Below are 24,237 nucleotides of genomic sequence, written 5' to 3' on the forward strand. Positions count from 1 at the left end.
AATGTTTGGATTTAATTTTAGTCTTAAATAAATTTAAAGCATTAAAAAAAGTAAAACTCAAATTATATTGATCACCAAAACAAGTTTCTCACTTCTTATTTAATATAAAAACGTTATTAAAATAAGATCCTTGGTCTTTTGGTAAAATTAATCCTAAAATTAATCCTAAAGAATTTAAAAAAAATGAGAAAGGAATAAGTAAGATTTGACGAAATAACCTACTCTCAGGGAAAATGTTTTTTAGATAATTTAAACAAAATTGGAAAATAACATAAATTGTATTACCTAGTTTTATATTACTAATGATTTCAAAACCATTTTTTTGATACAGATGACTTAGTGCTGGCCCAGTATATCTTGCGAAATCGTGAGGCATCTCATGTTCTTCCCACATAAAGGGAGTTGTTATTAAAGCTTTACCTCCTGGCTTTAAAATTCTTTTAAATTCTGCGAGTATTTCCTCTATATTAAAAACATGTTCTAGTACTTCTGTACATAAAATAGCATCAAACGAATTATCTTCAAAGGGTATACTTTTACCATCATAGAAAAAATCGATTTTGTCTAAATTTTCTATTCTTCCCTCAATTTGATAATCTACTCCGATGTATTGCTCTGCTTTAGTAAATAGATGCTCATATGGTTTTGAACCACAGCCAAAATCTAAAACTTTACCAGAAAGTAATTGAGAATTAGATTTTAAACATCTATAAAGCAATCTCCTAATATTAAAATTATGATTTATAAAAAGCCCCAATAAAGTAGGGTTAAATTTTTCTCTTCTAATTATTTTATTTAAAAAACTTTTCATTGAAATTAAATTAATTTTTAATTGCATATTTAGAGTAAATCTCTTGAAGTTTTAAAATATTTTTCTCAATATTATAATCCTCATCAAAACTTTTTTTGGCGTTTTCAGATAGTTTTTTTGATAGTACTTCGTCGTTAAATACTAGTTTTATCTTCTCACTAAATTCTTCAATATTTTCATCTTTAATTACAAAACCATTATATCCGTTAGTAATTAAATCTCTATTCCCATCACAATCTGAAACAATACATGGCTTCCCTAAAGCTAGTGATTCTATTACTGAATAAGGTAAACCTTCGTATCGAGATGTAGAAATATATAATTTAGAATTACTTATAATATTAAATATATTTTCTCTTTCTGTCCAGTCTATTAATGTGACTGCATCCGATAAACCATACTCTTGAATTAATTTTTGTACATTAGACAATCTGTCTGAATGATGACCCACACCCATAATTACTAAGTGTATGTTTTGCTCTTTTCTTACTTCATTTACCACCCTAATCATTAACTCAATATTTTTTTGATAGGATGGTCTTCCAACTGTACATATGTATTTATTTGGCCATGTTTTGTCAATTGATAACTGTTTTATTGAAAGTACTTCCTGAATAGAATTGTTAAATAAGATTACATTATTTTTCTTATAACCAACTTCGTTAATAGCTCTCAATCTCTCAGAATTTGAAGAAGCTAAAAGATAATTAGATTTAGTGATTAAAAATTTTTCAATTTGTAAAAAAAGAAATTTTTTAAATTTTATTTCAGAAGATAAATAAGAAAAAGCTTGAGGAGTGTATAAGACATTAATTCCTAAAATAAAACCTAAAAATCTCCCTATCACCCCTCCTTTTGCACTATGAGCATGAATTATTTGAGGTTTTTCACTCTTTAAAATTTTATAAGTCTGAAAAACTGATGTGATATCTTTAAAAAAAGAAATATTCCTTTCTATAGGAACTTTATATGAAACAAGTTTTTTGTTTTTTTTATTGAAGAAATTATGATTTGTATCATGATAACCATGTATGATTATATTTTCAAATTTATCATCATCAATGTTTTTCAATATAAACCTTAAAGAAACATCAACACCCCCTACAGAATGTAATATATGTGCTATTTTAATTTGAGACATCTTTAATTGTTTTTTTAGTAAAGTATAAAGAAGTAAAAATACTAAAAATTAAACAACCAAATTGTCTATGAAAAATGTTTTCAATTAATAATACCATTGTGAAAGTAATAAAAATTGCTACTGAAAAAAAACTTTTATGATTGTTAATAATACTAATTGTTAGGAAGATAATAAAAATTAAAAAAGCTATTAAACCACCTATTAAATATAAATCAATAAACTGGTTGTGAGTATTAAACTTATTTACCAAAAACCAATTTCTTCTGGAATTATCCGTAATACTATCTGAATAACAATTTATCAAACTATTTTTAATGTCAGAGTAAGAATTTGTTCCAAAAAAAACAGAAAAATCTTTTTGTTCGGTTATTAGATCTGCACATCTCCAAATTACAATTCTGGGTTCAAACTCTATTATAGTTTGGACTATATCTGAAATGTTTTTATCAATGAAAAATCTTTTTGCAATGTTCTTATTTAAGAAGGTAATTGACGTTAATGAGATCATAAGAAATATTGATAAAAAAATCTTCTTTTTTGAAGTCATTTTCATGTAAAAAAACACATAAGTTAAAACAATAACAAATAGGGTAATTAAAGAAATTCTAATGGAAATAAAAAAAAGAAAGAAAAATGATAATGCGAAACTAAAAATAAAAAAAAACTTACTTTTTGTTCTTGTTATTATTTGCTCACATGACAAAATCAAGCATATAACACTAAATAGTCCAGCGTAAGGCCTCTCAAGGTATAAAACTGTATTAGTAGCCCAACCATCAGCCAGTGGTAAATAATTAAAATAATAATAAAATTTAAATATTTTGAAAATTGAAATAAATATTGTGATGTTAATTACTATTATTGAAAAAAGCTTTAAAAGTTGTGTATTCTTTATTTCTAAGAATAAAACTGGAATAATAATCAGATAAAGGTATTTTTTATAAAATCCAAAATCTTGGAAAAAACTACCATTAATAATGGCTTGAAAATAAAGATATAAAACTAGAATGGCTAATATAAAAAAAGGTGACTTAAAGTAATTACTATTTTTTTTCTTTTCAAATCTAACTATGAATAAAAAAGCAGAAAAAGCTATAATGATATTTGTTAAAGCCTTTGAAAAAGGTAAAACTAAAATCAAAAAAACAAACAGGAAATCAAAAATATTATCTTTAAAAAAAATATTCTTACTCATTTCATTACTCTTTTAATGAATATTAGAATCTTGTTAGGGACAATTAACAAAATAAAATTTCTGATTAAACCAAAAATAGGATAATAACCAAAATAAAAATTATCTAAAATAACTTTAAGACGATTATAAGCTTGCAATTTTCTTTTTTGAACAGAAATACTGTTAGGACTTAATTCTTTCTCTAATAAGAACTCATTTATATTTGAAAAATCATATTTTTTTAAAATCTTGAAATAAAATGCATAATCTTCAGCAGCTTTATAATTTATTGGATAAAACCCAACTTCCTTAATAATTTCTTTATCAAACATAATCGTTGGATGAATAATTGTTGATGTAATATACATTCTGTTTTTTATCAGCAAACTATCTGTTGGTAGTATAATTTTATATAATAAATTACCTTTTGTATCATTTACTATAACATTTGAACCAACGAGTTTTATTTTTGGATTATTTTTCAAATATTTACTTTGAATATTAAACCTTTTGCTTAAACATTTATCCCCAGAATCCAATCTAGCAACGAATCTGTAATCGCATTTTAAAATATATTCAAGACCCAAATTAAGCGCATGTTCAATTCCTTTATTTTTTTCTTGATATAAAAAAATCATTTTTCCATTGGCTTTGAAATGATCCTTTAATTCTTCTTCATCTATTTTATTGTAACAACTACCATCATCAACAACTAAAACGTCAACATTTTCTGAAGCGTCTATAGATTGTAATGAAATTATTAATCCGCTAGTATCATTATAATGAGGTACTAAAACAACTACTTCATTTTTATTCATGCTTTCTCCTTATTAATTAAAAACATAATTGCCAAACAAAACCAAAAACCATATACTCTAAAAGTATCTATTTGTAGCCAATTTAATGTAAATCCAACAAATGAAACAATTAAAACTGTAATTAAAACTTTATCATTCGAAGTGAAATTTTCTAAACCTTTTTTTAATTGTTTATAAATTATAAAAAAAACAGAAAGAAACAATCCTAAGCCTACAATTCCTGTCTCAGCTAACAACCTAACATATAAGTTATAGCCAGGAGCAAACGTAGGGTTTTTCTTATTCAAATAAATCTGTTTAAACTCATAATTGTCTTTTTTAGCCCAAGCTGGATAATGATTAATGGCGTGGTAACCTTGTTGTCCAAAACCAACACCAATAATTGGATTTTCTGAAAACACGACTAAATTAGCATATTGGATTCCGAAACGAGATTGATTAGAAATATTACTCTTTAAATTTCCTTTAAAATCAAGTGATTCTATCTTTTTTTCAATATTTCTAATCACTTTATTTCCATCAGACAAAAATACAAAACCGAAAAAAAGAACAGAAATGACAGATAAGTAAAACAAAGTTTTCATTTTTTGCTTTCTATTTAAAACAATAAACAAAAACACAATAAGTTGAATTAATATCACCACTAAAGCTGTCCTAGAACCAGAATAATACGTAAGTAACAAAATCATCATTGAAGGTACATACTTTAATATTCCTTTATGTGTTAATACATAGCTAAACATCCAACCTGAAATTGTAATAAGATATGTAGCAAGAGCTGGAGGCTCCCAACAAACGGAAGAAATTCTACCATTAATATCCGAATCATATTCAGTAAACGGAAAATAATCAAAGAACCTTAAGATTAAATAAGCTGGATGAAACCCAAAAACTGAATACAATATTTCAAGAAAACCATAAAGAAAAACGATAAAGAATGATATTAAAAAAACTTTTCTAATTGAGAATAAAACCTGTTCTAGTGTCATTTTTGCTATTGAATAAGTGTAAACAAAACAAAACAAAACAGAAGAAAGTATTAATGCAAAATACTGCCTTAAAAATCGCGTGGCACCAGAAGTCTGTTTAAAATAAGCTGTAAAAACTGATGGAAAATTCAAAATTGTGGCTATTAAACACCATATCAAAAAGAATAAAACTAGTCTGAAAAGATAGTTTTTATATGGAATCAATATTTTATTATTACACAAAATTTCTACTACCAATATTAAAAAACCAATCAACAGAAAAATAGCTGAAGATTCTCTTTTGAATTCACCAAATTCTTTGATTCCTTCCCAAGAATTGAAAGGAAGAAAAAAAAGACTTGTAAAAAATAAAAAAGTATAAATTTTATTCAAGGTGATCTTCATTGTTTAAATATTTAGCTGTTTTTTTAATAAATACAAATGAGTCAATGACCGGAAAAACCAAATTACGACAAAACAAAGTAAAACTGTTATGATAGAAAAACAAAAAATATTAGCAATTGATAAAGAAATAAATGTTATTGTAATAATATACATATTCGCCTTTTTAAGTGATTCAACATTTGCTAACGCTTCAAATGCAGATAAAATTGAGGATGAAAAAAGTCGTAATACTCCAATTAATAAAATAATTAAAATATCATAAAAATAACTTTCAAATTTAAATGTACTTAATCCTAATTTAGTTAATGCTGTTGAAAAAAAATACAGAACAAACGATAAAAATATTCCTAATATAAAATTCTTTAGATTTATTAATTTAAATTCAGGAAATGAAAAATTGTGTTTAAAATAAATTAATTGCTTGAATCCTATATAATTCTGAATGATTGAAAAAGGTGCTAAAAAAAAATTGGTTAGATAAAAATAATTTCCAAATTCTTCTACCGAAAATTTTTTTTCAATAATAAAACGATCTGCAAAAATTAAAATTGTAAATAAAGTAATTGATATAAAAAAATGAAGCGCTGATGTATAAAGAGTTTTATCATTTATATCATTGACATATTTAATCTGTATTTTTTTCTTAAAAAGAATTAAAGAAAAAACAAAAATTACAAGGATGCTTGACGAAATAAGTAATATCAATTTTTCAAAACTTTTAATTTTAAAAATGAAAAAAACTATAGATATTAGAAACAAAACTATTTTCCAAAAATTTGAAATTAGTTGAGAGTAGACAAAATTTAAATTCACTCTAAATAAATTGGACAAAAAAAGTTTATTAATCATAGAATAAGTTATAATTAATAAAAGAGCGTAAAATATTTTTATTTCAGGATAAAAAAATAAAAAAAATAACGACCCTACTAAAGTGCTTAAAATACTAACTAAAAAAATCACTCTTATTTGAGTGATTTGGGTCTCAATAGTATTATTTTTTTTTGATGAAAATCTTAATAAATTTTGTTCTAATCCCAATATTCCAAACAAATATATAACAGATAAATATGTAATAAAAATAGAGTAATAACCATACTCTTTAGCGGAAAATATTTCTTTATTGAGTATATTAGATAAAAAAAAACTAAAAGCCCCAGCTATTATTACTAATAGTGAGGCATGTTTTTCTATATATTTCTTAAAAAATTTCATTTTTTTTAGCTCAGTAAAAATAATTAATCTCCAGAAAATGAAAATTAATTATTTAAAACAATATTAGTTAACTGAGAATACATTTGAGGTGTTACTTCAAAGAAAGGATCATAATTTCCATCTACTTCATTAAATGAAAATTCTTTTGTTTCTTCATTATATTTTATGAACTGATTCGGTTTAAAAAAATTATTAAACATTTCCTCAGTAACGACAAAATTTTTATCTATATAGCTTAAAGTAACACTTCTTATTTCTATAGGCTCTTGTCCTTTAAATTCATTTCTGCCAATATCAAATCTGAAATCATTTGGAAGAACACCTTCAGGCAATTTAAAAACTACTTTCTGAAAATCATTACTCCCTTTTACTGTATTCCAAACAGATTTATCTTCAACAATCCACTCATTAGTTCCGTCTTTATAATAAATAATTAAATCGTCGTCTTTCTTTATTTTTAAATCAACAATTATATCAAAAGTAATTGGCTTTTCTTCAATAACAGTTTCATTAATAACGTTTTTATCTTCCGTTTCATTTTTACATGAAATTATAAAAAACGATAAAATAACGGAAATTCCAACTAAATAAAGAGTTGTAAAATGCTTTTTCATAAAAAATAGTGTTAATGATTTTAGTATTTGTTTTTTGCAAAATTAGTTTTTTTAAGTAATAAACCATTTAAATCGATTATATAAAATTTAAAAAATGATTTAAAGTTTAAAAAATAATTATAATTTTTTTGACTCTTAAAATCTAAAATTCAAATAAACACTCTTTCAAACTTACTTTCCAATCCTTACCACTAATGTTAAAAACCTTTCTAATCTTTAATTTACTTAAAACACTATAAGAAGGTCGTTTTGCTGGAGTAGGATATGCTGTGGTTGGAATTGGTATTAAATCAATTGATATTCCTTTTTGATGAAAAATTTCTTTGGCAAAATCATACCAAGAACATTGCCCTTCGTTTGAGAAATTATAGATTCCATAATTAGATGCTGAAACAAGTTCTGCATAACAAGATTCTATTATTTTTATCAAAACCTCAGCTAAATCAACTGCGTTTGTTGGTGTTCCAATTTGGTCTGCAACAACAGAAAGACTATCGCGTTCTGATGCTAATCGTAGCATGGTTTTCATAAAATTATTTCCAAATTGAGAATATACCCAAGATGTTCTAATAATAAAATGTTTATTCCAAATTTTTTGAACTGCCTGTTCTCCATCTAACTTAGTTTGTCCGTAAACACTTTGTGGGTTTGGAATATTTGTCTCTAAATAGGGTTGTGTCAAAGTACCATCAAAAATAAAATCCGTTGAAATGTGGAGTAAAATGGTATCGTGTTCTCTGCAAGCTTTTGCCAAATTTTCTGGCCCAATAACATTAATTAAATGAGCCTTCTCAAATTCACTTTCTGCTTTATCAACTGCAGTATAAGCAGCAGTATTGATACAAAAATGAGGTTTATAGGTTGAAAAAACTGCTTGACAATTTTCAAAATTCGTAATATCTAATTCAGATGAAGAACAAAACACAAAATCTATTTCGGGATAGTTTCCTGAAATAGATTGAATAGATTGCCCTAACTGACCATTAGCACCCGTGACTAATACTACCATACTTTTTTAGCATTTTCAAGATTTGGTAAAACTTGGTCTTTTTCGGATATAAGCAATTCATTTGTTGGAAAATTCCAATTGATATTAACAGTTTCATCATTAAAAATCAAACCACCTTCACTTTCTTTGTTGTAAAAATTATCGCATTTGTAGAAGAAAGTTGCTGTTTCCGATAATACTAAAAATCCATGAGCAAAACCTCTAGGAACAAAAAATTGCTTTTGGTTTTCTGCCGAAAGTAAAACGGCTTCATATTCACCATACGTTTCCGAATTTGGACGTAAATCAACCGCTACATCTAAAACTTCTCCTTGTAAAACTCGAACTAGTTTTGCCTGAGCGTGCTCACCACATTGGTAATGCAATCCTCTCAAAACACCGCGAGTTGAAAAAGATTGATTATCTTGAACAAAAGTTACCTTTTGCCCAATTCCTTCCTGAAAAGTCTTTTCGTTAAAACTCTCCATGAAATAACCACGTTCGTCTTTAATTATTTTGGGTTCCAGGATAAAACATCCTTTTAGCTTGGTTTCTGTAAATGTCATAAAAAAATAATGTATCAATTGGACGATATGTCTATTAGCCAATTAACTTCATTGGCACATTGATTATTGGCATATCGGCAAATTAAATTAAGCTCATCAAATGTTTTCCGTAACCACTTTTTAGCAAAGGTTCCGCTAATGTTTTTAATTGATTCGCATCTATGAATCCCATTTTATAAGCTGCCTCTTCTATAGCTCCAATTTTTAAACCTTGGCGTTCTTCAATAACTTCAACAAATTGTCCCGCTTGCATTAACGATTGGAAAGTTCCTGTATCTAACCAAGCAGTTCCCCTGTCTAAAATACTGACTTGCAATTTACCACGATTCAAATATTCTTTATTCACATCTGTAATTTCTAACTCACCTCGGTGACTTGGCTTAATATTTCCTGCGATATCCAATACCTCATTATCGTAAAAATAAATTCCCGGAACCGCATAATTGGATTTAGGTTGAGCTGGTTTTTCTTCAATTGACAATACTTTACCGTCTTTATCAAAATCAACAACTCCATATCGCTCAGGATCGTGTACATGATACGCATAAATAATACCTCCGTCTGGATTATTATTTGCCTGTAGCAATTCTGCTAAACCTGTTCCATAGAAAATATTATCCCCCAAAATAAGTGCTACTTTATCGTTTCCAACAAAATCTTTTCCAATGATAAAAGCTTCGGCTAAACCATTTGGATGTTCTTGAACTGCATATTCAAAGCGACATCCTAATTTAGTTCCATCGCCTAATAATTGGCGAAATAAAGGTAAATCATGAGGTGTTGAGATAATTAAAATTTCACGAATTCCTGCCCACATCAAAGTTGATAATGGGTAATAAATCATCGGTTTGTCGTAAATAGGCATTAACTGCTTACTTACCGCCAATGTTAAAGGATGCAAACGTGTTCCTGAGCCTCCTGCTAATATAATTCCTTTCATAACTTCAATTTGTCAATTAGACAACATTCCATGAGTCAATAATAATCAATGTTCTAAGAAGTCAATAAATCGACTAATTGATTAATTGGCATATTTTCTTAAGTACCATTCGACCGTTTTTAAAATTCCACTTTCGAAATTTTCATCAGCTTTCCAACCTAGTTCAATTTCTATTTTGGTAGCATCAATAGCATAACGTAAATCGTGACCAGGCCTATCTTTTACAAAGGTGATTTGATCTTTGTAACTTCCTGATGCTTTTGGCTTCATTTCGTCTAAAATAGCACACACCTTATCTACAATATATAAATTGTTGCGTTCATTTCTTCCACCTATATTGTAAGTTTCTCCTGCTTTTCCCTTTTTAAAAGCCAATTCAATTCCTTTGCAGTGATCTAATACATACAACCAATCACGAACATTTTTTCCGTCTCCATAAATTGGGATACTATCTCCTTGAATCGCTTTACGAATAATCGTCGGAATCAACTTTTCATCATGTTGTTTCGGACCATAATTGTTAGAACAATTAGTGGTTACCACATTCATTCCATAGGTGTGAAAATAACTTCTCACAATCATATCAGAACCCGCTTTTGAAGCAGAATATGGACTATTTGGTGCATAAGGAGTGGTTTCTTCAAATAAACCCGTTTCGCCTAATGTTCCATACACCTCATCTGTAGAAACATGGTGAAAACGAGAATTTTCAAATCCAATATGGTATTGATTAGGAGCCGACATCCATAGTTTTCTTGCAGTGTCCAAAAGGTTAAATGTTCCCAAAACATTAGTTTTAATAAAAGCTTCCGGGCCTGAAATTGAGTTGTCTACATGGCTTTCTGCTGCGAAATGAATTACATCGTGAAATTGAAATTTTTGAAATAATGTTGCTATGAAATTGCTATCACAAATATCACCTTGAACAAATGTATATCTGGAATGCTTTTCTACTTCTTTTACATTGTCAAGATTTCCAGCATAAGTTAGTAAATCCAAGTTTACTAGATGATATTCTGGATTATTATCAATAAAATATGGTACAAAGTTAGCACCTATAAATCCGGCACCTCCTGTTATTAAAATGTTTTTCATTATTTCTTAATTCTTTCCGATTGTTTCTTATATGTAGCCAACAAAAAATAGGATAACAAATAAATCAATATTAAGATTAAAGGAAATAAAACCTTGTTATTCAATAATAGAGGTTTATATTCTCTAATATTTAAGATACTACTTTCTTCCTTAATAATTTGATTATTGATAATTTCATAATTCAATAATTTTTGCTTTTCGATAATTAATTTGTCTTTCTTTTCAATCAACTCAGGAATACTATTTTTTTCAGAAATTGAAATAGACCCAGGAGAACTATTAGTGGATAAAAGCAAAATCAAATTATCGATTTGGTTGATTAAGGAGTCATTAAGACTAATTTTTTCTTTTAAATTTTTTTGATAAACCTGTTTCTGTGTTTCAAAAAAAGGATTAGAATTTAAATAATTTAAAATTGGCGTTATAAACTCTTCTTTATTAAAAACCCCATTTGTTTGAATTGCTATTTTATGATGATAATAGTTTTTACTAGTAATCTCATCTTTCATAATTTTTTCGATATTCCCATCCTCTGCCATTAATTTAATAAAGTCAAAATTATTTTCTTGATCTTTATTATTAACAAATGAATAAATAGCGGGATAAGCATCGATTTCTATTTCTTTAATCTTATCGTATCTTTTTATTCCAAGCTGCTTAAAAAAAAGGGAATCGTTTTCTTTTAATTTGGCATTAATTTGTTCAATTTTTTTATATAAATATTCATTACTACCAAAATTTGGAATTACAGAAACTTCATGTTTATAAACTTTAAAATCAATAAGAAAAGCTAAAACTACTCCAGTAATAAATAATACTATTATTACAAGAATTTTCTTTTTTAGAAAGAAAATAAAGTCAAAAAATCGTTCAATTAATTTGGTGAAAAAACCACCAATCTTAGAAAAAACTTGTCCTAAATCGATTTCTTGATCTTGAGAATTTGTGCTCATTAATGCTTATTTTACGTTAAAAATTTGTTCTAATATTTTGATCGTAATTAAATACGTCGGTTTTACACCTGTCGTACCCAATCCTCCAGAAGCTAAAGTACTTCCTGTTTCCAATGGATTATCAGAAGCGTAGTAAGCATACCTAACTTTTACATCTGGATTGATACTTTTTCTAATCTTAGATGCCGATTGAATGGCTTTTTGATAATAAGCACCTTCCATTTCTAGACCAATAGCTTCCCATGTAGATTCATGAAAAAACTTCAACAAATCTCGGTTTTGAAGAGAGGTTCCTAAAACCGTAATCATCGGTCCAGCATAAACCGGAATTCCGTTACCTTCAAACATTTCCTTTGTCAACTCATTATTAAAAGGATAGTTATCTGCCGTTCCTTCGTTTACGTGTGCACATGGAATCATGATGTCTCCTTTTCCTCCTTCTAAAATACCTGCTTTACCCATAATGGAAACCGATTCAACATTTAAGAAAATTTTATTTTTCTTTTCTACTTTATAAGGCTTCAATAATTCATCAATAGTTTCGAAGGCCTGTTCCCCAAATGCGTAATCCATTACAATGATAACCGGCTTTTCTTTAGCTAATTTAGCTTCTGCGAAAATGGTTTTCTTGAAATCAATTTTAGCTGTATCAAAAATTTGAACATCAATATTGGTACCCGAGGTATCTGGTAAAGAAATCATTCCCTGGGTTAATGCAAATTCTTCTACTTTTTTTCGTAACTCTTTGTTAGACGAACTACTTAAATCTTCAAAAATCTGAAATTCTGGAGTGTTTTTGTATTTTTTTCCTAAAACCGGTTCCGCAAATAGGGAATTCATCACACTATGCATATTTGCACTTATAACATGAATGGGTCTATCTATTAAATTGTTTTTAAGTAAGACGTCTTTAATAGTAGTAGCCCAAATATCACCATAAATATGATGTCCTAATCGTTCTCTCAAAATTGGACTAAACGTAATCGTTCTTTTATTATTATCGACTACTTCTTCAATTGCTAATTTACCTAACCAATACACTACGTGTAAAAAGCGATCTGGAGCTTCAATTGTTGCAAAATCATCGTAAATATCTTGCACCTCAGCAAAAGTTCTTCCTAAAACGTTAGCCGCATGTGAAATGGCTTTTTCACGATCAATTAAACTTAGTTTTTTAGTTTGTTTTACTGCTAATTCTAATTTTTGCCAATCGCGAGAAACCGCGCCTTCATCATCAATTAAAACACGATCTTTGATTTTGTGCGATTCAATAAAGATGAACGTTAAATGCGTCAAAATATCATAAATATCCGAACGACCGCGTGTAATTTCCACATTCATTTGTTCGTCATCAATACGATAACAATTTCTTCTTCTCTTTGGCGGAACAATCGCTTTAAAATGCGAGTTTGAGTAGCCTTCATCTGAAGTTAAGTTGATGTAGCGGCATTCTTCAATTCCAATAGGTAAACGCTCAATTACATATAAAAGTCCGTTTAACTCAACTTTTTCTTCAGCAATAGAGCCATAAATTTCTGGTCGAAGCGATAATAAAGCTTCTCTCAATGTTTCTCCTGAAACACCCATTGGTTTATAAAAACCTCTGTTAAATAAATGTCTCATGGTAATGTACAGTCGTTCAATAGCTGCTGACGACTCTTGCGCTCTTGAGCGCGAAATGTTCTTAATGTCCTTCATTAATTTTATATTTTCTAACCTACAAATGTAATGCTTTTTATTTTAGTTCGATAAAATCAGGTTAATTGAGGGTTCATAAACACTGATTTTTCCTGAATTATTACTCGATTGTTTGCTCCATTTTCCATATGCATAAGTGTAAAAGAATTCCCTATCTATATAATTATACAATACATAAGGTTGGTATTTTGTGCCCGTTTTATTACTCTCAATTAATAATTTTTCATAAGCCACAAACATTCCTTTTTCAGGAAAAACCAAATCGAATTGGGATATATTAAAACGATGTTTGATTATGCCTTTTTTAAGGGTAACAACGTAATCTTTGGTTAACAATTCTTCGCCTGGAAATCCATTTTCATCAACGCTGTAAAAGTGAATTTTTATAGTGGCGTTGTCTATTCTGCTGTCGGTAAAAATGGTAACTTCTTTTATAAACTTTGTTTTGCTATAAGAAGGTTGATAAGGAAAAAACTTCGCTTCTATTTTAGGTCCGCTATCAAACGATTGAAAAATAGCGTTTTCAATATTACCGATTTCAACTTTTTTAGTTTGCTTTTTATTAAGGACTACCACTTCTCTTAAATCATAAGTAGTAGGTTTTAAAAAAACTTCCGAAATTTCAGTTCCTTTCAACGTTTTTCTTTCGTAACCTAAAACCGAAATCACAATGTTTTTCTCTTTTGAAGCTTGTAAAAAAAACGTCCCATCCGCTTCCGAAGTAGTTCCAACCGTTTCATTCTCCACCCAAATATTCACAAACGGAATTGGTTCGCCTGAAATACTGTCTTTGACGACGCCACGGATTTGCGAAAAAGCAAATTGTGAAACAATCAAAAAAATCCAAATCACTCTATTTTCTTTCATCTTTATTCTTTTATCTCAAAAAACTGAGCAATTTTTCTATCGTTACTTAATCTTGGTAATTTATTTTGTCCACCTAATTTGCCTATCGATTTCATATAGTCTTGGAAACCGTTTTTTGGAACACTTGTGATGACTAATGTTCTCAATACATGCCCAACAATCAAATCGTCATAATACACATTTTGTTTGCGCATAGCAGTGTCTATTTTCAATGCAAAATCTTCTAGATTTTCAGGCTCATTTTCAAATTCAATAAACCATTCATGATAAGGTAATCCTTCTTTTGGTGTAATTTGTGGTGCGACTGTGAATTCGTTTACACTAACATCCGTTCCTTCCATGGCTTCTTTTAATGCTGATTCCACTTCTTTTCCAATAACATGTTCACCAAAAGCAGAAATATAATGTTTGATTCTTCCCGAAACAATCACACGATATGGTTTTAGGCTCGTAAACTGAATCGTATCACCAATATTGTAAGCCCAAAGTCCGGCATTAGTGGAAATAATTAAAACATAATTAACACCTAATTCCACTTCGCCAATGGTGTAACGCTTTGGATTTTCGGTGAAAAATTCGTCGGCTTTAATGAATTCGTAGAAAATTCCAGAATTCAATAACAACAGCATGCCTTTGTCTTTCTGTGAATCTTGGTAAGCAAAAAAGCCTTCGGAAGCTGGAAACAATTCAATCGAATCTACTTTTCTACCAATTAAGTTTTCGAATTTCGCTCGATAAGGTTCGTAATTCACACCTCCATAAATGAATAAATTGAAGTTTTTAAAAATTTCGCCAACGGGTTTATTAGTTTTTTCCTTCAACTTCTCAAAATACATTTGTACCCACGATGGAATTCCAGAAATCACGGTCATATTTTCCTCTATTGTTTCTTCTACAATCGCATTAACTTTGGTTTCCCAATCTTCAATGCAATTGGTTTCCCAGCTTGGCATGCGGTTTTTTTGTAAATATTTTGGGACAAAATGCGCTACAATTCCGGATAATCTTCCGAGTTTGATACCGTTTTTTTCTTCTAAAATGGGACTTCCTTGCAAGAATATCATTTTTCCTGATACAAAATCGGCTTTTCCCGTTTCTTGAATATAACTCAAGATAGCATTTCGAGCGGCTTGAATATGAAACGGCATTGATTCTTTTGTCAAAGGAATATATTTGGCACCAGAAGTAGTTCCGGAAGTTTTGGCAAAATAAAGCGGTTTACCTTTCCAAAGTACATTCTCTTCACCTTTTACCACTTTATCCACATAATATTTCAAACCTTCATAGTCGCGAACTGGCACTTTTTGAATAAAATCGGAATGATTTTTAATTGCACCAAAATCGTGATCTTTTCCAAATTGCGTTTGAGCCGCTTCTTTAATTAACTCTTGAAACACTTTTTGTTGTGTTTCAACTGGATTATTAGCCCATTTTTGGGTTTTGGCATGAATTCTTTTTGCAAATAATTTTGCTGCAAAAGCTTTTACTGACATGTTAATTGAAATTGATAAACTGCGTTGGATCAATTGGGAAACCATCTTTCCATAATTCAAAATGTAAGGTTGCACCTGAATTTTGAACTGTATTTGCGTTTCCAGCTAGAGCGATAACTTCTCCTGATTTGACCGTATTACCTTGCGTTTTAGTTACCGAAGCTGTGTTTTTATACACCGATAAAATATCATCTTTATGACGCACAATCACTACATAACCCGAACTTGGCGTCCAATCGGAAAAAATAATGGTTCCTGCTGCCACTGCTTTAATTGGTGTATTGTTGGTAAGGGCAATTTTAACCGCTAAATGTTTATTTACAGCATTGTATCTTTGCAAAATACTTCCTTGAGCAGGCGGAAACAAAACAAAACTTACTTTAGGTTTTGAAGATTCAAAAACGTTGTATTTGTCTTCTTTAATTACCTGTTCTCTTAGTTCATTTTCTTTTTCAGTTGGAGTGAGTTCCGATAAATCGAGTGCCTCTGCATTTAAAGCTTTTATGGAATCTTTATTCAACTTTACATATTCTAAATCGCCTGTAAGTACTTTTTTTATGGAAGCAATATAAGCATTATTGATTTTCACTGATTTTTCAAGAGAATCTGATTTTATTGCCATTTCCAAGGCTTCTTCTTTTAATTTTGAAGAAGCATAACCTGGAATATACTCGCGTAAAGGCGTAAAAGCAATGATATAAGTGGTAACAAAAATGATTAAAATAGCACCAACAGTTGCCACTACAAAGACATTCATTAAATTTAATTTTAACGAAAAAGTTTCTTCAAAAGTATCTTCGTTAAGAATAACTAACCTTCTCTTGTTGAATAATTTTCTTAATAAAAGTTGTCTTTTTAGCCTTTTATTAGCCATTTTTAAAACATATTAATTACACAAATATACTAAATACAACGGGTTTCTAATTTCGATTTGTATAATTAATCGTTAAAAAATAATCATTTGTTAATTTCTTTATATCTTTGTACTTTAAATTTTAGAACAAATGAATGCACTAGCTATATTTTTAGGAGTAATTGGTCCTATGCAAGTAATCCTTATTATTGCCATTGTGGTTTTACTTTTTGGTGGTAAAAAAATTCCAGAATTAATGAAAGGAATTGGAACTGGTATTAAAGAGTTCAAAAACGCAGCAAAAGACGAGCAACCTGCTAATTCAAAAAAAGAAGAAGAAACGAAAGAAAAAGAATAATTTTCTTTTCAATATTTAAAATCCCAAACTTTTTGTCATTCTGAACTTGTTTCAGAATCTGAAGTTTGGGATTTTTTTTTTGACACCCAGCTCTTTCGGGCACCCCTCTAAAAGAGGGGGAATTATAAAATCATCGTCAACTGAATTCTCTTTCTAGCTTCATCCACCTCAACAACTTTTACTTGAACGTGTTGGTGCATTTTTACTACTTCGTTTACATCGGAAACATAGCCTTCTTTTAGTTGTGAAATGTGAACTAGACCACTTTCTTTGATTCCTAAATCAACAAAACAACCAAAAGCAGTAATGTTATTCACAATTCCTGGTAAAATCATACCCGTTTTTAAATCGTTAATAGAGCGAACATTCGGGTCGAATTCAAAAATTTTTACTGCTTTTCTTGGGTCTAAACCTGGCTTTTCTAGCTCTTTTAAAATGTCTTTCAACGTTAAAATTCCGATTTCAGCTGTGATGTAATTCTCTGGTTTTATTTGAGCTATTTTTTCTTTGTTAGCAATTAATTCATTGGTTTTGATCCCTAAATCTTTAGCCATTTTTTCCACAATTGAATACGCTTCTGGATGCACCGCTGAATTATCTAACGGATTTTTTCCGTCGCGAATTCTAATAAATGCGGCTGCTTGTTGATACGCTTTTTCTCCTAATCGTGGTACTTTTTTCAATTGTTTTCTATCTTCAAAAGGTCCGTTTTCTGAACGATAGGCGACAATATTTTCCGCCATTTTTTCACCAATTCCAGATACGTAACTTAACAACGATTTACTTGCTGTATTAATGTTAATCCCAACGGAATTCACACAACTCATTACCGTACTATCTAAAGCAGATTGTAATTTGGTTTGGTCCACATCGTGCTGATATTGTCCAACTCCGATTGATTTTGGATCAATTTTTACTAATTCTGCCAATGGATCAGAAAGTCTTCTTCCAATCGAAACCGAACCACGAACCGTTACATCATAATTAGGAAATTCTTCACGGGCAATTTTACTCGCAGAATACACCGATGCTCCAGCTTCCGAAACTACAAAAACTTGGACCGGTTTATCGAAAGCAATTTTTTTAATAAAAAATTCCGTTTCTCGAGAAGCTGTTCCATTACCAATAGAAATCGCTTCAATGTTGTACGCATTCACCATCGAACGAATTTTTTTCATCGCCATAGCGGTGTCGTTTTGTGGTGCGTGTGGATAAATGGTTTCGTTATTTAACAAATCCCCTTTTTCATCCAAACACACTACTTTACAACCGGTTCTGTAACCAGGGTCGATAGCTAAAATTCGTTTTTCACCTAAGGGTGGTGCTAACAACAACTGACGTAAATTTTCAGAGAACACATCAATCGCTTTGATATCGGCTTTGGCTTTTGCCTCTTGCAACGTTTCATTTGAAATAGCGGGTTCTAACAAGCGTTTGTAGCTGTCTTTTATCGCCAACTCCAAATGTTCGGTTGCATCCGAATTTTTATTTTTGATAATATTTTCTTCGATAAAATCTAATGCTTCTTCTTTTTCAACAGCGACATTTAACTTTACAAAACCTTCCGCTTCGGCACGCAACATGGCTAATAAACGATGTGATGGTGCTTTGGAAATCGGTTCTGCCCAATCGAAATATTGAGAGAATTTTTGAGCCGCTTCGTCATCTTTTTTGGTTTTTACAACCTTCGTGGTGATTTCAGCTTTTCGTTGGAACATTCTACGAAGATTTTTACGAATAAAGATGTTTTCGTTAATCCATTCGGCAATAATATCGCGAGCGCCTTGTAACGCTTCGTCTTCATTTTTTACGTTTGCATTCAAATATTTAGAGGCTAAAAACTCAATATCATCATTTTTTTGACTCATGATGATTTTTGCCAATGGCTCTAATCCGTTTTCACGAGCAACATCGGCTTTGGTTTTTTTCTTCTTTTTATAGGGTAAATAGAAATCTTCTAATTCTTGTAAATCGAAACTGTTTTCAATTTTTGATTTCAATTCTGGTGAAAGTGCATTTTGCTCTTCAATCGATTTTAAAATACTTTCTTTTCGCTTGATGATTTCATCATATTGTTTGTTTAATTTCGAAATGGCTTCGATTTGCACCTCATCTAAATTTCCAGTTTGGTCTTTTCGGTAACGCGAAATAAATGGAATCGTACAATCTTCCGAAAGTAATTTTATAGTAGCTTCAATGCTTTTTGGAGCAATGTTGGTTTGGTTTTGAATGAATTGAATATTGGTCATTGTAAATAAAATTGAATTGCTAAAATACTATCTTTGGACAAAATTATTAGCTTTTGGAAGCACTATTTATTTATTTAATTGTGATAAATAACCTTTGTTTTTTAACATTTGGCTACGATAAATGGCAAGCTAAAAAGAATAAAAGACGAATTTCAGAATTCAAATTACTTTTTTTGACTGGCGTTGGTGGAACTATTGGAGGAATTGTAAGCATGTACCTTTTCAAACACAAAACCAATAAGTTTTCTTTTACATTAGCTTTTTATGCTATTGCAATACTTCAGATTGTTTTATTTTATTTCGGAATGCAAATGTTTAAAAGCTAAACCTATATTTTCAATAACATCGGTTATTAACATACTTTCTTCGCTTTGTGTTTGAAGTGTGATATCAGCTGCTAATCCGTGAAGATAAACACCTAATTTAGCCGCTTGTAAAATTGTATAACCTTGGGCTAAAAACGAAGTAATCATTCCTGTTAAGGCATCACCCGAACCGCCTTTTGCTAAACCTGAATTTCCTGTAGTGTTTTCAAAAGTTTGAATTCCGTCAGTGATGAAAGTTTTATGTCCTTTTAAAACAATAACACAATTTAATTCTTTGGCTTTTTGGATGGCTATACTTCTTCTTTCTGATTCTGAATTGAGTTCGCTAAATAAACGGTCAAACTCTTTTGGATGTGGTGTTAGCACAAATGGAAAATTAAAATGCTTCCAATCGATTTTATATTTCGCAATTATATTTAAAGCATCAGCATCAAAAACAACGGGAAGTTTATTTTCGTATAATTCGTAAATATATTGCAGGCTGATTTCATCTACTCCAATTCCGGGACCAATTCCGATTGCATTGTAAGGTGATAAATCGTTCATCACACAAGTATTAGCATACATCGCTTCGGGAATTGAATGGAAAAGAACGTTTTTATTTTCAGAATAAAAAGCAACGGTTAATAAGCCAACACCTGAACGTAAACATGCTTTAGAAGCAATAATAGCAGCGCCCATTTTATCTAAACTTCCTGCAATTAATAAAGCATGACCATGTAAACCTTTATGAGAGTCACATGGTCGTTTTTTATAACTATTTTTAATACAATTCAAATCTAATTTTACGACTTCCATTTGAATTGTTTTTAAGTTTTGGATTATTTACAAGCGATTTTTTTTACGCGATTTCCATGTCTTCCGCCTTCAAATGGTGTATTTAAAAAAGTATCTACCATTTCAATAGCTTGCTGAATTGAAGTATAACGAGCTGGAATACTAATAATATTAGCATCATTATGTTGACGTGCTAAAGCAGCAATTTCTTTAGTCCAACATAAAGCAGCACGAATATCTTGGTGTTTGTTTGCTGTCATGGCAATTCCGTTTCCTGAACCGCAGATTACAATTCCTAAATCGGCTTTTTTGCTTTCTACATCGTATGCTACAGGATGACCAAAATCTGGGTAATCTACACTTTCAAAAGAATCGGTTCCATGGTTGTAAACGATGTGTCCTTTTTCTTCTAAATATTCAACAATAGCTTTTTTGTAATCTGGACCAGCATGGTCGTTTCCAATTGAAATTTTCATAAGTTGTTGTGTGTTTTATACATGCAAAAATACTAAAGATTAGGAAGGATTAATAATTACTTTACTATTTTGAATATTATTTAATCAATTTGTTTAAAATCAATAAATTATACAATAAAATGATCTAAAAAATAGACATTGTTAACTTCTAAATGTAAATCATTGATAATCAGTTAATATTAAATTAACACCAATTGTTAATAACTTTAGATAGAAAATTAGAAGTTTTTTTAAGACATATAGAAAAAAATTGTAATCCAAAATTGAATTGAAAAAATCAAGAAGAGTTATTCTTTTTTGTTGAAAAATTATCAATAAAATTTCTAAGGTTATTAACATAAAGCAAGTTGTAAACTTATTTACATTTTTGCTATAAAAATCATTTTTAACAATTGTTAATAACCATGATTCAAAAACAAAAAACGCACAGATTTTCAATTTATTAAATGAAAGTATTATTGTTAATTAGTTTGTATAACTTGGAATAACTTTTAAAAAAAAGGTTTATATAAAAACTTATTCCACATATTAACACACTATAATAATCATCATAAATTTAAATTTAATTAAAAATATTTTTTATTGTTTTTAATATATGTTGAAAACTTTCAGATTTTGAAAAATTAAACAATTTTTAAATGATCGTCTTCGTTTAGTTTTTTTAGAATTTCTAGTACAGTTGCTTCATCGTTTTGATGTACTTTTAATTTTATGCCTCCGTAAGCTATGCTGGCAAATGGATCTATTCCAATAATAGTTTCATTTTCAAAAAAGAATGTTATACCCTCTTGCTCTAATATATTTTTAATAATTATTGTTTCGTGTTGGTAGTTAAAAATTGCTACGGTAATAAAATTTTCCATAAGATTAAATAAAAAAGGATTTACAATTTGTAAATCCTTAATTTTTATTGAACAATTAATTTTTCTTTCTTAGAATCGATAAGTATTCTTTTTACTTTATCTACATTTGATTCTTCTACTTTTAAAGTAATATTTCCAAAACCAATACTTTGTAATGGATCAACTGATACTACTGTTTCATCTTGAATTATGTATGGAATTTTTTTTCTTTCCAATACACTTCTTAATTTCATGGTTTCTTTTTGGTTGTTAAAAATAGCAACTACTACAAAATCATTCATATCTTTTACATTTTTCGTTATTTCACAAATATACGAAAAGTTATTTTTTCATTAAAACTTGAAGACAAGTTAGTAATTACTTATAACAATTTCGTAACTTTCACAATAATTTAGAAAAGATACAATGAGTAAGAAACCAAAAAAATTAGGAAAGAAGCCAAAAGATTTTACTGCACAAATATTTAAAATACTTTCAAAAGAACCTTCTAAATCTTTTAATTACAAGCAAATAGCTGCTGTTTTAGAGTTAAGCGATACCAAAAGCCGCAACGAAATAATTAGAGATTTAAAAATACTTAAAGCACAAGATAAAATTCACGAAACGGAGGTTGGTAAATATCAAATTATTTCTAAAGCCGAATATTACGAAGGAGTTATTGATATGACTTCTCGTAAAACAGGATATTTTGTTTGTGATGAATTAGAAGACGATGTTTTTGTTCCGTTTATTAACTTAAATCATGCTTTAGATGGGGATAAAGTGAAAGCTTATATTTACAATAGAAGAAGTTCACGTAAACCAGAAGCAGAAGTTTTAGAAATTTTAGAACGAAAAAAATCAGAATTTGTTGGTGTAATTGATATTCAAAAAAATTTTGCTTTCGTAACTACTGCCAATGCTAAAATGTATACCGATATTTTTATTCCAAAAAATAAAATTGGTGATGCTGAGCACGGAGATGTAGTTTTAGTAACCTTAGAAGATTGGCCTAAAAAAGCCGATTCACCTTTTGGTTCTGTTATTAAAGTATTAGGAAAACCAGGCGAACACAATACAGAAATTCACGCGATTTTAGCAGAATATGGTTTACCATACGATTTTCCAATTGAAGTAGAAACGTATGCAAATAAAATTGATACTTCAATCACAGAAGAAGAAATTAAAAAACGTCGCGACATGCGCGATATTTTAACGTTTACCATTGATCCAAAAGATGCTAAAGATTTTGATGATGCGTTATCGTTTCAAGTCTTAGAAAACGGAAATTATGAAATCGGAGTTCATATAGCCGATGTTTCGCATTATGTACAAGAAGGAACCATTTTAGATGATGAAGCGTATAATCGAGCAACTTCAGTTTATTTGGTAGACAGAGTAGTTCCCATGTTACCAGAAGTATTATCGAATTTTGCTTGTTCTCTTCGTCCTCATGAAGAAAAATATACCTTTTCAGCAGTTTTTCAATTGAATGATAAAGCAGAAGTTTTAGATGCATGGTTTGGAAGAACGGTAACGTATTCTGATCAACGTTTTGCGTATGAAGAAGCACAAAGTATCATCGAAACAAAATCAGACGTAATTCCAGCCGAAATTTCATTAACTGGAAGCGAATATATCGTTCCAAAACCAATTGTTGATGCTACACTTAAAATGGATGAATTAGCTAAAATTCTTCGTAGAAAAAGAATGGCAGCTGGAGCAATTTCGTTTGATAAAGTAGAAGTAAAATTCAATTTAAATGAAGCAGCAGAACCAATTGGTGTTTACTTCAAACAAAGTAAAGATGCCAATCATTTGATTGAAGAATTCATGTTGTTAGCGAATAGAAAGGTAGCAGAATTCATTGGAAAACAAAAGAAAACTTTTATTTACAGAATTCACGATGAACCTAATGAAGATAAATTGATGGGATTACAATCGGTTATTTCTAAGTTTGGGTATTCGATTAATTTCAAATCTAAAAAAGATATTTCCAGTTCGTTGAATAATTTACTTTCCGAAGTGGTGGGTAAAAAAGAACAGAATTTAGTTGATACACTTACGATTCGAAGTATGAGTAAGGCGGCTTATTCAACTGAAAATATTGGTCACTACGGATTAGCATTTGATTATTACAGTCATTTTACCTCGCCAATTCGTCGTTATCCTGATGTTATGGCACACCGTTTGTTGCAACATTATTTAGATGGTGGAAAAAGTGTAAGCGAAGAAGAATACGAAGAAAAATGTGTGCATTCTTCAAATATGGAAAGCTTAGCTGCCAATGCCGAACGCGATTCTGTGAAATACATGCAAGTAAAATACATGCAAGATCATAAAGATCAAGAGTTTTTAGGTGTAATTTCTGGTGTGACCGAATGGGGAATTTATGTAGAAATCATCGAAAACAAATGCGAAGGAATGGTTCGTATTCGTGATATAAAAGAAGATTATTACACGTTTGATGACAAACAATATGCTTTAGTTGGTGAAGTTTCTAAAAACATCATACAATTAGGCGATGAAGTTTACGTTAAAGTAAAAAATGCCGATTTAGTAAAAAAACAATTAGATTTTCATTATTTGAGAAAGAGAGAATAGTTTTAGTGA

At 29.6% G+C, this 24,237-nt stretch carries 24 protein-coding genes; 3 read left to right on the plus strand and 21 right to left on the minus strand.

Going from position 1 to position 24,237, the window contains the following annotated elements; all coding sequences use genetic code 11:
• Positions 1-88: 88 nt before the first annotated feature.
• The 16 genes from BUE95_RS03750 to BUE95_RS03825 form a co-directional block, all read right to left on the minus strand.
• Positions 89-838, minus strand: a complete 750-nt coding sequence (locus BUE95_RS03750) for a class I SAM-dependent methyltransferase (RefSeq protein WP_234977621.1) — start codon at positions 836-838, stop codon at positions 89-91.
• Positions 822-1,952, minus strand: a complete 1,131-nt coding sequence (locus tag BUE95_RS03755; RefSeq protein WP_073581561.1) for a glycosyltransferase — start codon at positions 1,950-1,952, stop codon at positions 822-824. Before BUE95_RS03755 ends, BUE95_RS03750 begins: the two co-directional genes overlap by 17 nt.
• Positions 1,939-3,147: an O-antigen ligase family protein gene (locus tag BUE95_RS03760; protein ID WP_073581563.1), complete on the minus strand. Its 1,209-nt coding sequence runs from the start codon at positions 3,145-3,147 to the stop codon at positions 1,939-1,941. The genes BUE95_RS03755 and BUE95_RS03760 overlap by 14 nt, the downstream gene beginning before the upstream one ends.
• A complete protein-coding gene (locus BUE95_RS03765) occupies positions 3,144-3,944 on the minus strand; it encodes a glycosyltransferase (RefSeq protein ID WP_073581565.1) in 801 nt (266 codons plus the stop codon). The genes BUE95_RS03760 and BUE95_RS03765 overlap by 4 nt, the downstream gene beginning before the upstream one ends.
• Positions 3,941-4,933: an O-antigen ligase family protein gene (locus BUE95_RS03770; protein WP_159433492.1), complete on the minus strand. Its 993-nt coding sequence runs from the start codon at positions 4,931-4,933 to the stop codon at positions 3,941-3,943. The genes BUE95_RS03765 and BUE95_RS03770 overlap by 4 nt, the downstream gene beginning before the upstream one ends.
• A gap of 387 nt (positions 4,934-5,320) precedes the next feature.
• Positions 5,321-6,529, minus strand: coding sequence for an O-antigen polymerase (locus BUE95_RS03775; RefSeq protein ID WP_073581569.1), 1,209 nt, complete (start codon positions 6,527-6,529; stop codon positions 5,321-5,323).
• A gap of 44 nt (positions 6,530-6,573) precedes the next feature.
• The gene (locus BUE95_RS03780) at positions 6,574-7,143 is read right to left on the minus strand and encodes a hypothetical protein (protein ID WP_073581571.1); all 570 of its coding nucleotides are present in this window, start codon (positions 7,141-7,143) and stop codon (positions 6,574-6,576) included.
• A 142-nt stretch (positions 7,144-7,285) separates the two neighbouring features.
• Positions 7,286-8,152, minus strand: a complete 867-nt coding sequence (gene rfbD / locus BUE95_RS03785) for a dTDP-4-dehydrorhamnose reductase (protein ID WP_073581573.1) — start codon at positions 8,150-8,152, stop codon at positions 7,286-7,288.
• On the minus strand, positions 8,146-8,697 hold the full coding sequence (gene rfbC / locus BUE95_RS03790) for a dTDP-4-dehydrorhamnose 3,5-epimerase (RefSeq protein ID WP_073581575.1): 552 nt from the start codon (positions 8,695-8,697) through the stop codon (positions 8,146-8,148). The genes rfbD and rfbC overlap by 7 nt, the downstream gene beginning before the upstream one ends.
• A gap of 82 nt (positions 8,698-8,779) precedes the next feature.
• Positions 8,780-9,637: a glucose-1-phosphate thymidylyltransferase RfbA gene (gene rfbA, locus BUE95_RS03795; protein ID WP_073581577.1), complete on the minus strand. Its 858-nt coding sequence runs from the start codon at positions 9,635-9,637 to the stop codon at positions 8,780-8,782.
• A gap of 81 nt (positions 9,638-9,718) precedes the next feature.
• Positions 9,719-10,732, minus strand: coding sequence for a dTDP-glucose 4,6-dehydratase (gene rfbB, locus BUE95_RS03800; protein ID WP_073581579.1), 1,014 nt, complete (start codon positions 10,730-10,732; stop codon positions 9,719-9,721).
• Positions 10,732-11,685 carry a hypothetical protein gene (locus tag BUE95_RS03805; RefSeq protein WP_073581581.1) on the minus strand — a complete coding sequence of 318 codons (954 nt, stop codon included), beginning with the start codon at positions 11,683-11,685 and terminating at the stop codon, positions 10,732-10,734. The genes rfbB and BUE95_RS03805 overlap by 1 nt, the downstream gene beginning before the upstream one ends.
• A gap of 6 nt (positions 11,686-11,691) precedes the next feature.
• The gene (locus tag BUE95_RS03810) at positions 11,692-13,383 is read right to left on the minus strand and encodes a DUF6909 family protein (protein WP_073581583.1); all 1,692 of its coding nucleotides are present in this window, start codon (positions 13,381-13,383) and stop codon (positions 11,692-11,694) included.
• Positions 13,384-13,425: 42 nt separating this feature from the next.
• Complete coding sequence (locus tag BUE95_RS03815; RefSeq protein WP_073581585.1) at positions 13,426-14,250, minus strand: carboxypeptidase-like regulatory domain-containing protein; 825 nt, start codon at positions 14,248-14,250, stop codon at positions 13,426-13,428.
• A gap of 2 nt (positions 14,251-14,252) precedes the next feature.
• Positions 14,253-15,743, minus strand: coding sequence for a GH3 auxin-responsive promoter family protein (locus tag BUE95_RS03820; RefSeq protein WP_073582420.1), 1,491 nt, complete (start codon positions 15,741-15,743; stop codon positions 14,253-14,255).
• A 1-nt stretch (position 15,744) separates the two neighbouring features.
• On the minus strand, positions 15,745-16,617 hold the full coding sequence (locus BUE95_RS03825) for a murein hydrolase activator EnvC family protein (protein WP_073581587.1): 873 nt from the start codon (positions 16,615-16,617) through the stop codon (positions 15,745-15,747).
• A gap of 130 nt (positions 16,618-16,747) precedes the next feature.
• Here BUE95_RS03825 and BUE95_RS03830 point away from each other — a divergent pair, with 130 nt between their 5' ends.
• Positions 16,748-16,954: a Sec-independent protein translocase subunit TatA/TatB gene (locus BUE95_RS03830; RefSeq protein ID WP_073581589.1), complete on the plus strand. Its 207-nt coding sequence runs from the start codon at positions 16,748-16,750 to the stop codon at positions 16,952-16,954.
• 122 nt (positions 16,955-17,076) lie between these two features.
• Here the strand turns inward: BUE95_RS03830 and BUE95_RS03835 are convergent, their stop codons facing one another.
• Positions 17,077-19,203 (minus strand): Tex family protein, encoded by a 2,127-nt coding sequence (locus BUE95_RS03835; protein ID WP_073581591.1) that lies wholly within the window; start codon positions 19,201-19,203, stop codon positions 17,077-17,079.
• Positions 19,204-19,256: 53 nt separating this feature from the next.
• Here BUE95_RS03835 and BUE95_RS03840 point away from each other — a divergent pair, with 53 nt between their 5' ends.
• Entirely contained in the window at positions 19,257-19,529 is a 273-nt protein-coding gene (locus tag BUE95_RS03840; RefSeq protein ID WP_073581593.1) for a DUF1294 domain-containing protein, read from the plus strand.
• Here the strand turns inward: BUE95_RS03840 and BUE95_RS03845 are convergent.
• The 4 genes from BUE95_RS03845 to BUE95_RS03865 form a co-directional block, all read right to left on the minus strand.
• A complete protein-coding gene (locus BUE95_RS03845) occupies positions 19,494-20,327 on the minus strand; it encodes an NAD(P)H-hydrate dehydratase (protein WP_073581595.1) in 834 nt (277 codons plus the stop codon). The two genes, BUE95_RS03840 and BUE95_RS03845, sit on opposite strands and share 36 nt — an antisense overlap.
• Positions 20,328-20,350: 23 nt before the next feature.
• Entirely contained in the window at positions 20,351-20,782 is a 432-nt protein-coding gene (gene rpiB, locus BUE95_RS03850) for a ribose 5-phosphate isomerase B (protein WP_073581597.1), read from the minus strand.
• 623 nt (positions 20,783-21,405) lie between these two features.
• On the minus strand, positions 21,406-21,645 hold the full coding sequence (locus BUE95_RS03860) for a hypothetical protein (protein ID WP_073581601.1): 240 nt from the start codon (positions 21,643-21,645) through the stop codon (positions 21,406-21,408).
• A gap of 44 nt (positions 21,646-21,689) precedes the next feature.
• Positions 21,690-21,926, minus strand: coding sequence for a hypothetical protein (locus tag BUE95_RS03865; protein WP_073581603.1), 237 nt, complete (start codon positions 21,924-21,926; stop codon positions 21,690-21,692).
• Positions 21,927-22,050: 124 nt separating this feature from the next.
• On the opposite strand from BUE95_RS03865, the gene rnr reads away from it, so the two are divergent.
• Positions 22,051-24,228, plus strand: a complete 2,178-nt coding sequence (gene rnr, locus BUE95_RS03870; RefSeq protein ID WP_073581605.1) for a ribonuclease R — start codon at positions 22,051-22,053, stop codon at positions 24,226-24,228.
• Positions 24,229-24,237 lie beyond the last annotated feature (9 nt).

Source organism: Flavobacterium cucumis (assembly GCF_900148835.1).
Taxonomy (GTDB): domain Bacteria; phylum Bacteroidota; class Bacteroidia; order Flavobacteriales; family Flavobacteriaceae; genus Flavobacterium; species Flavobacterium cucumis.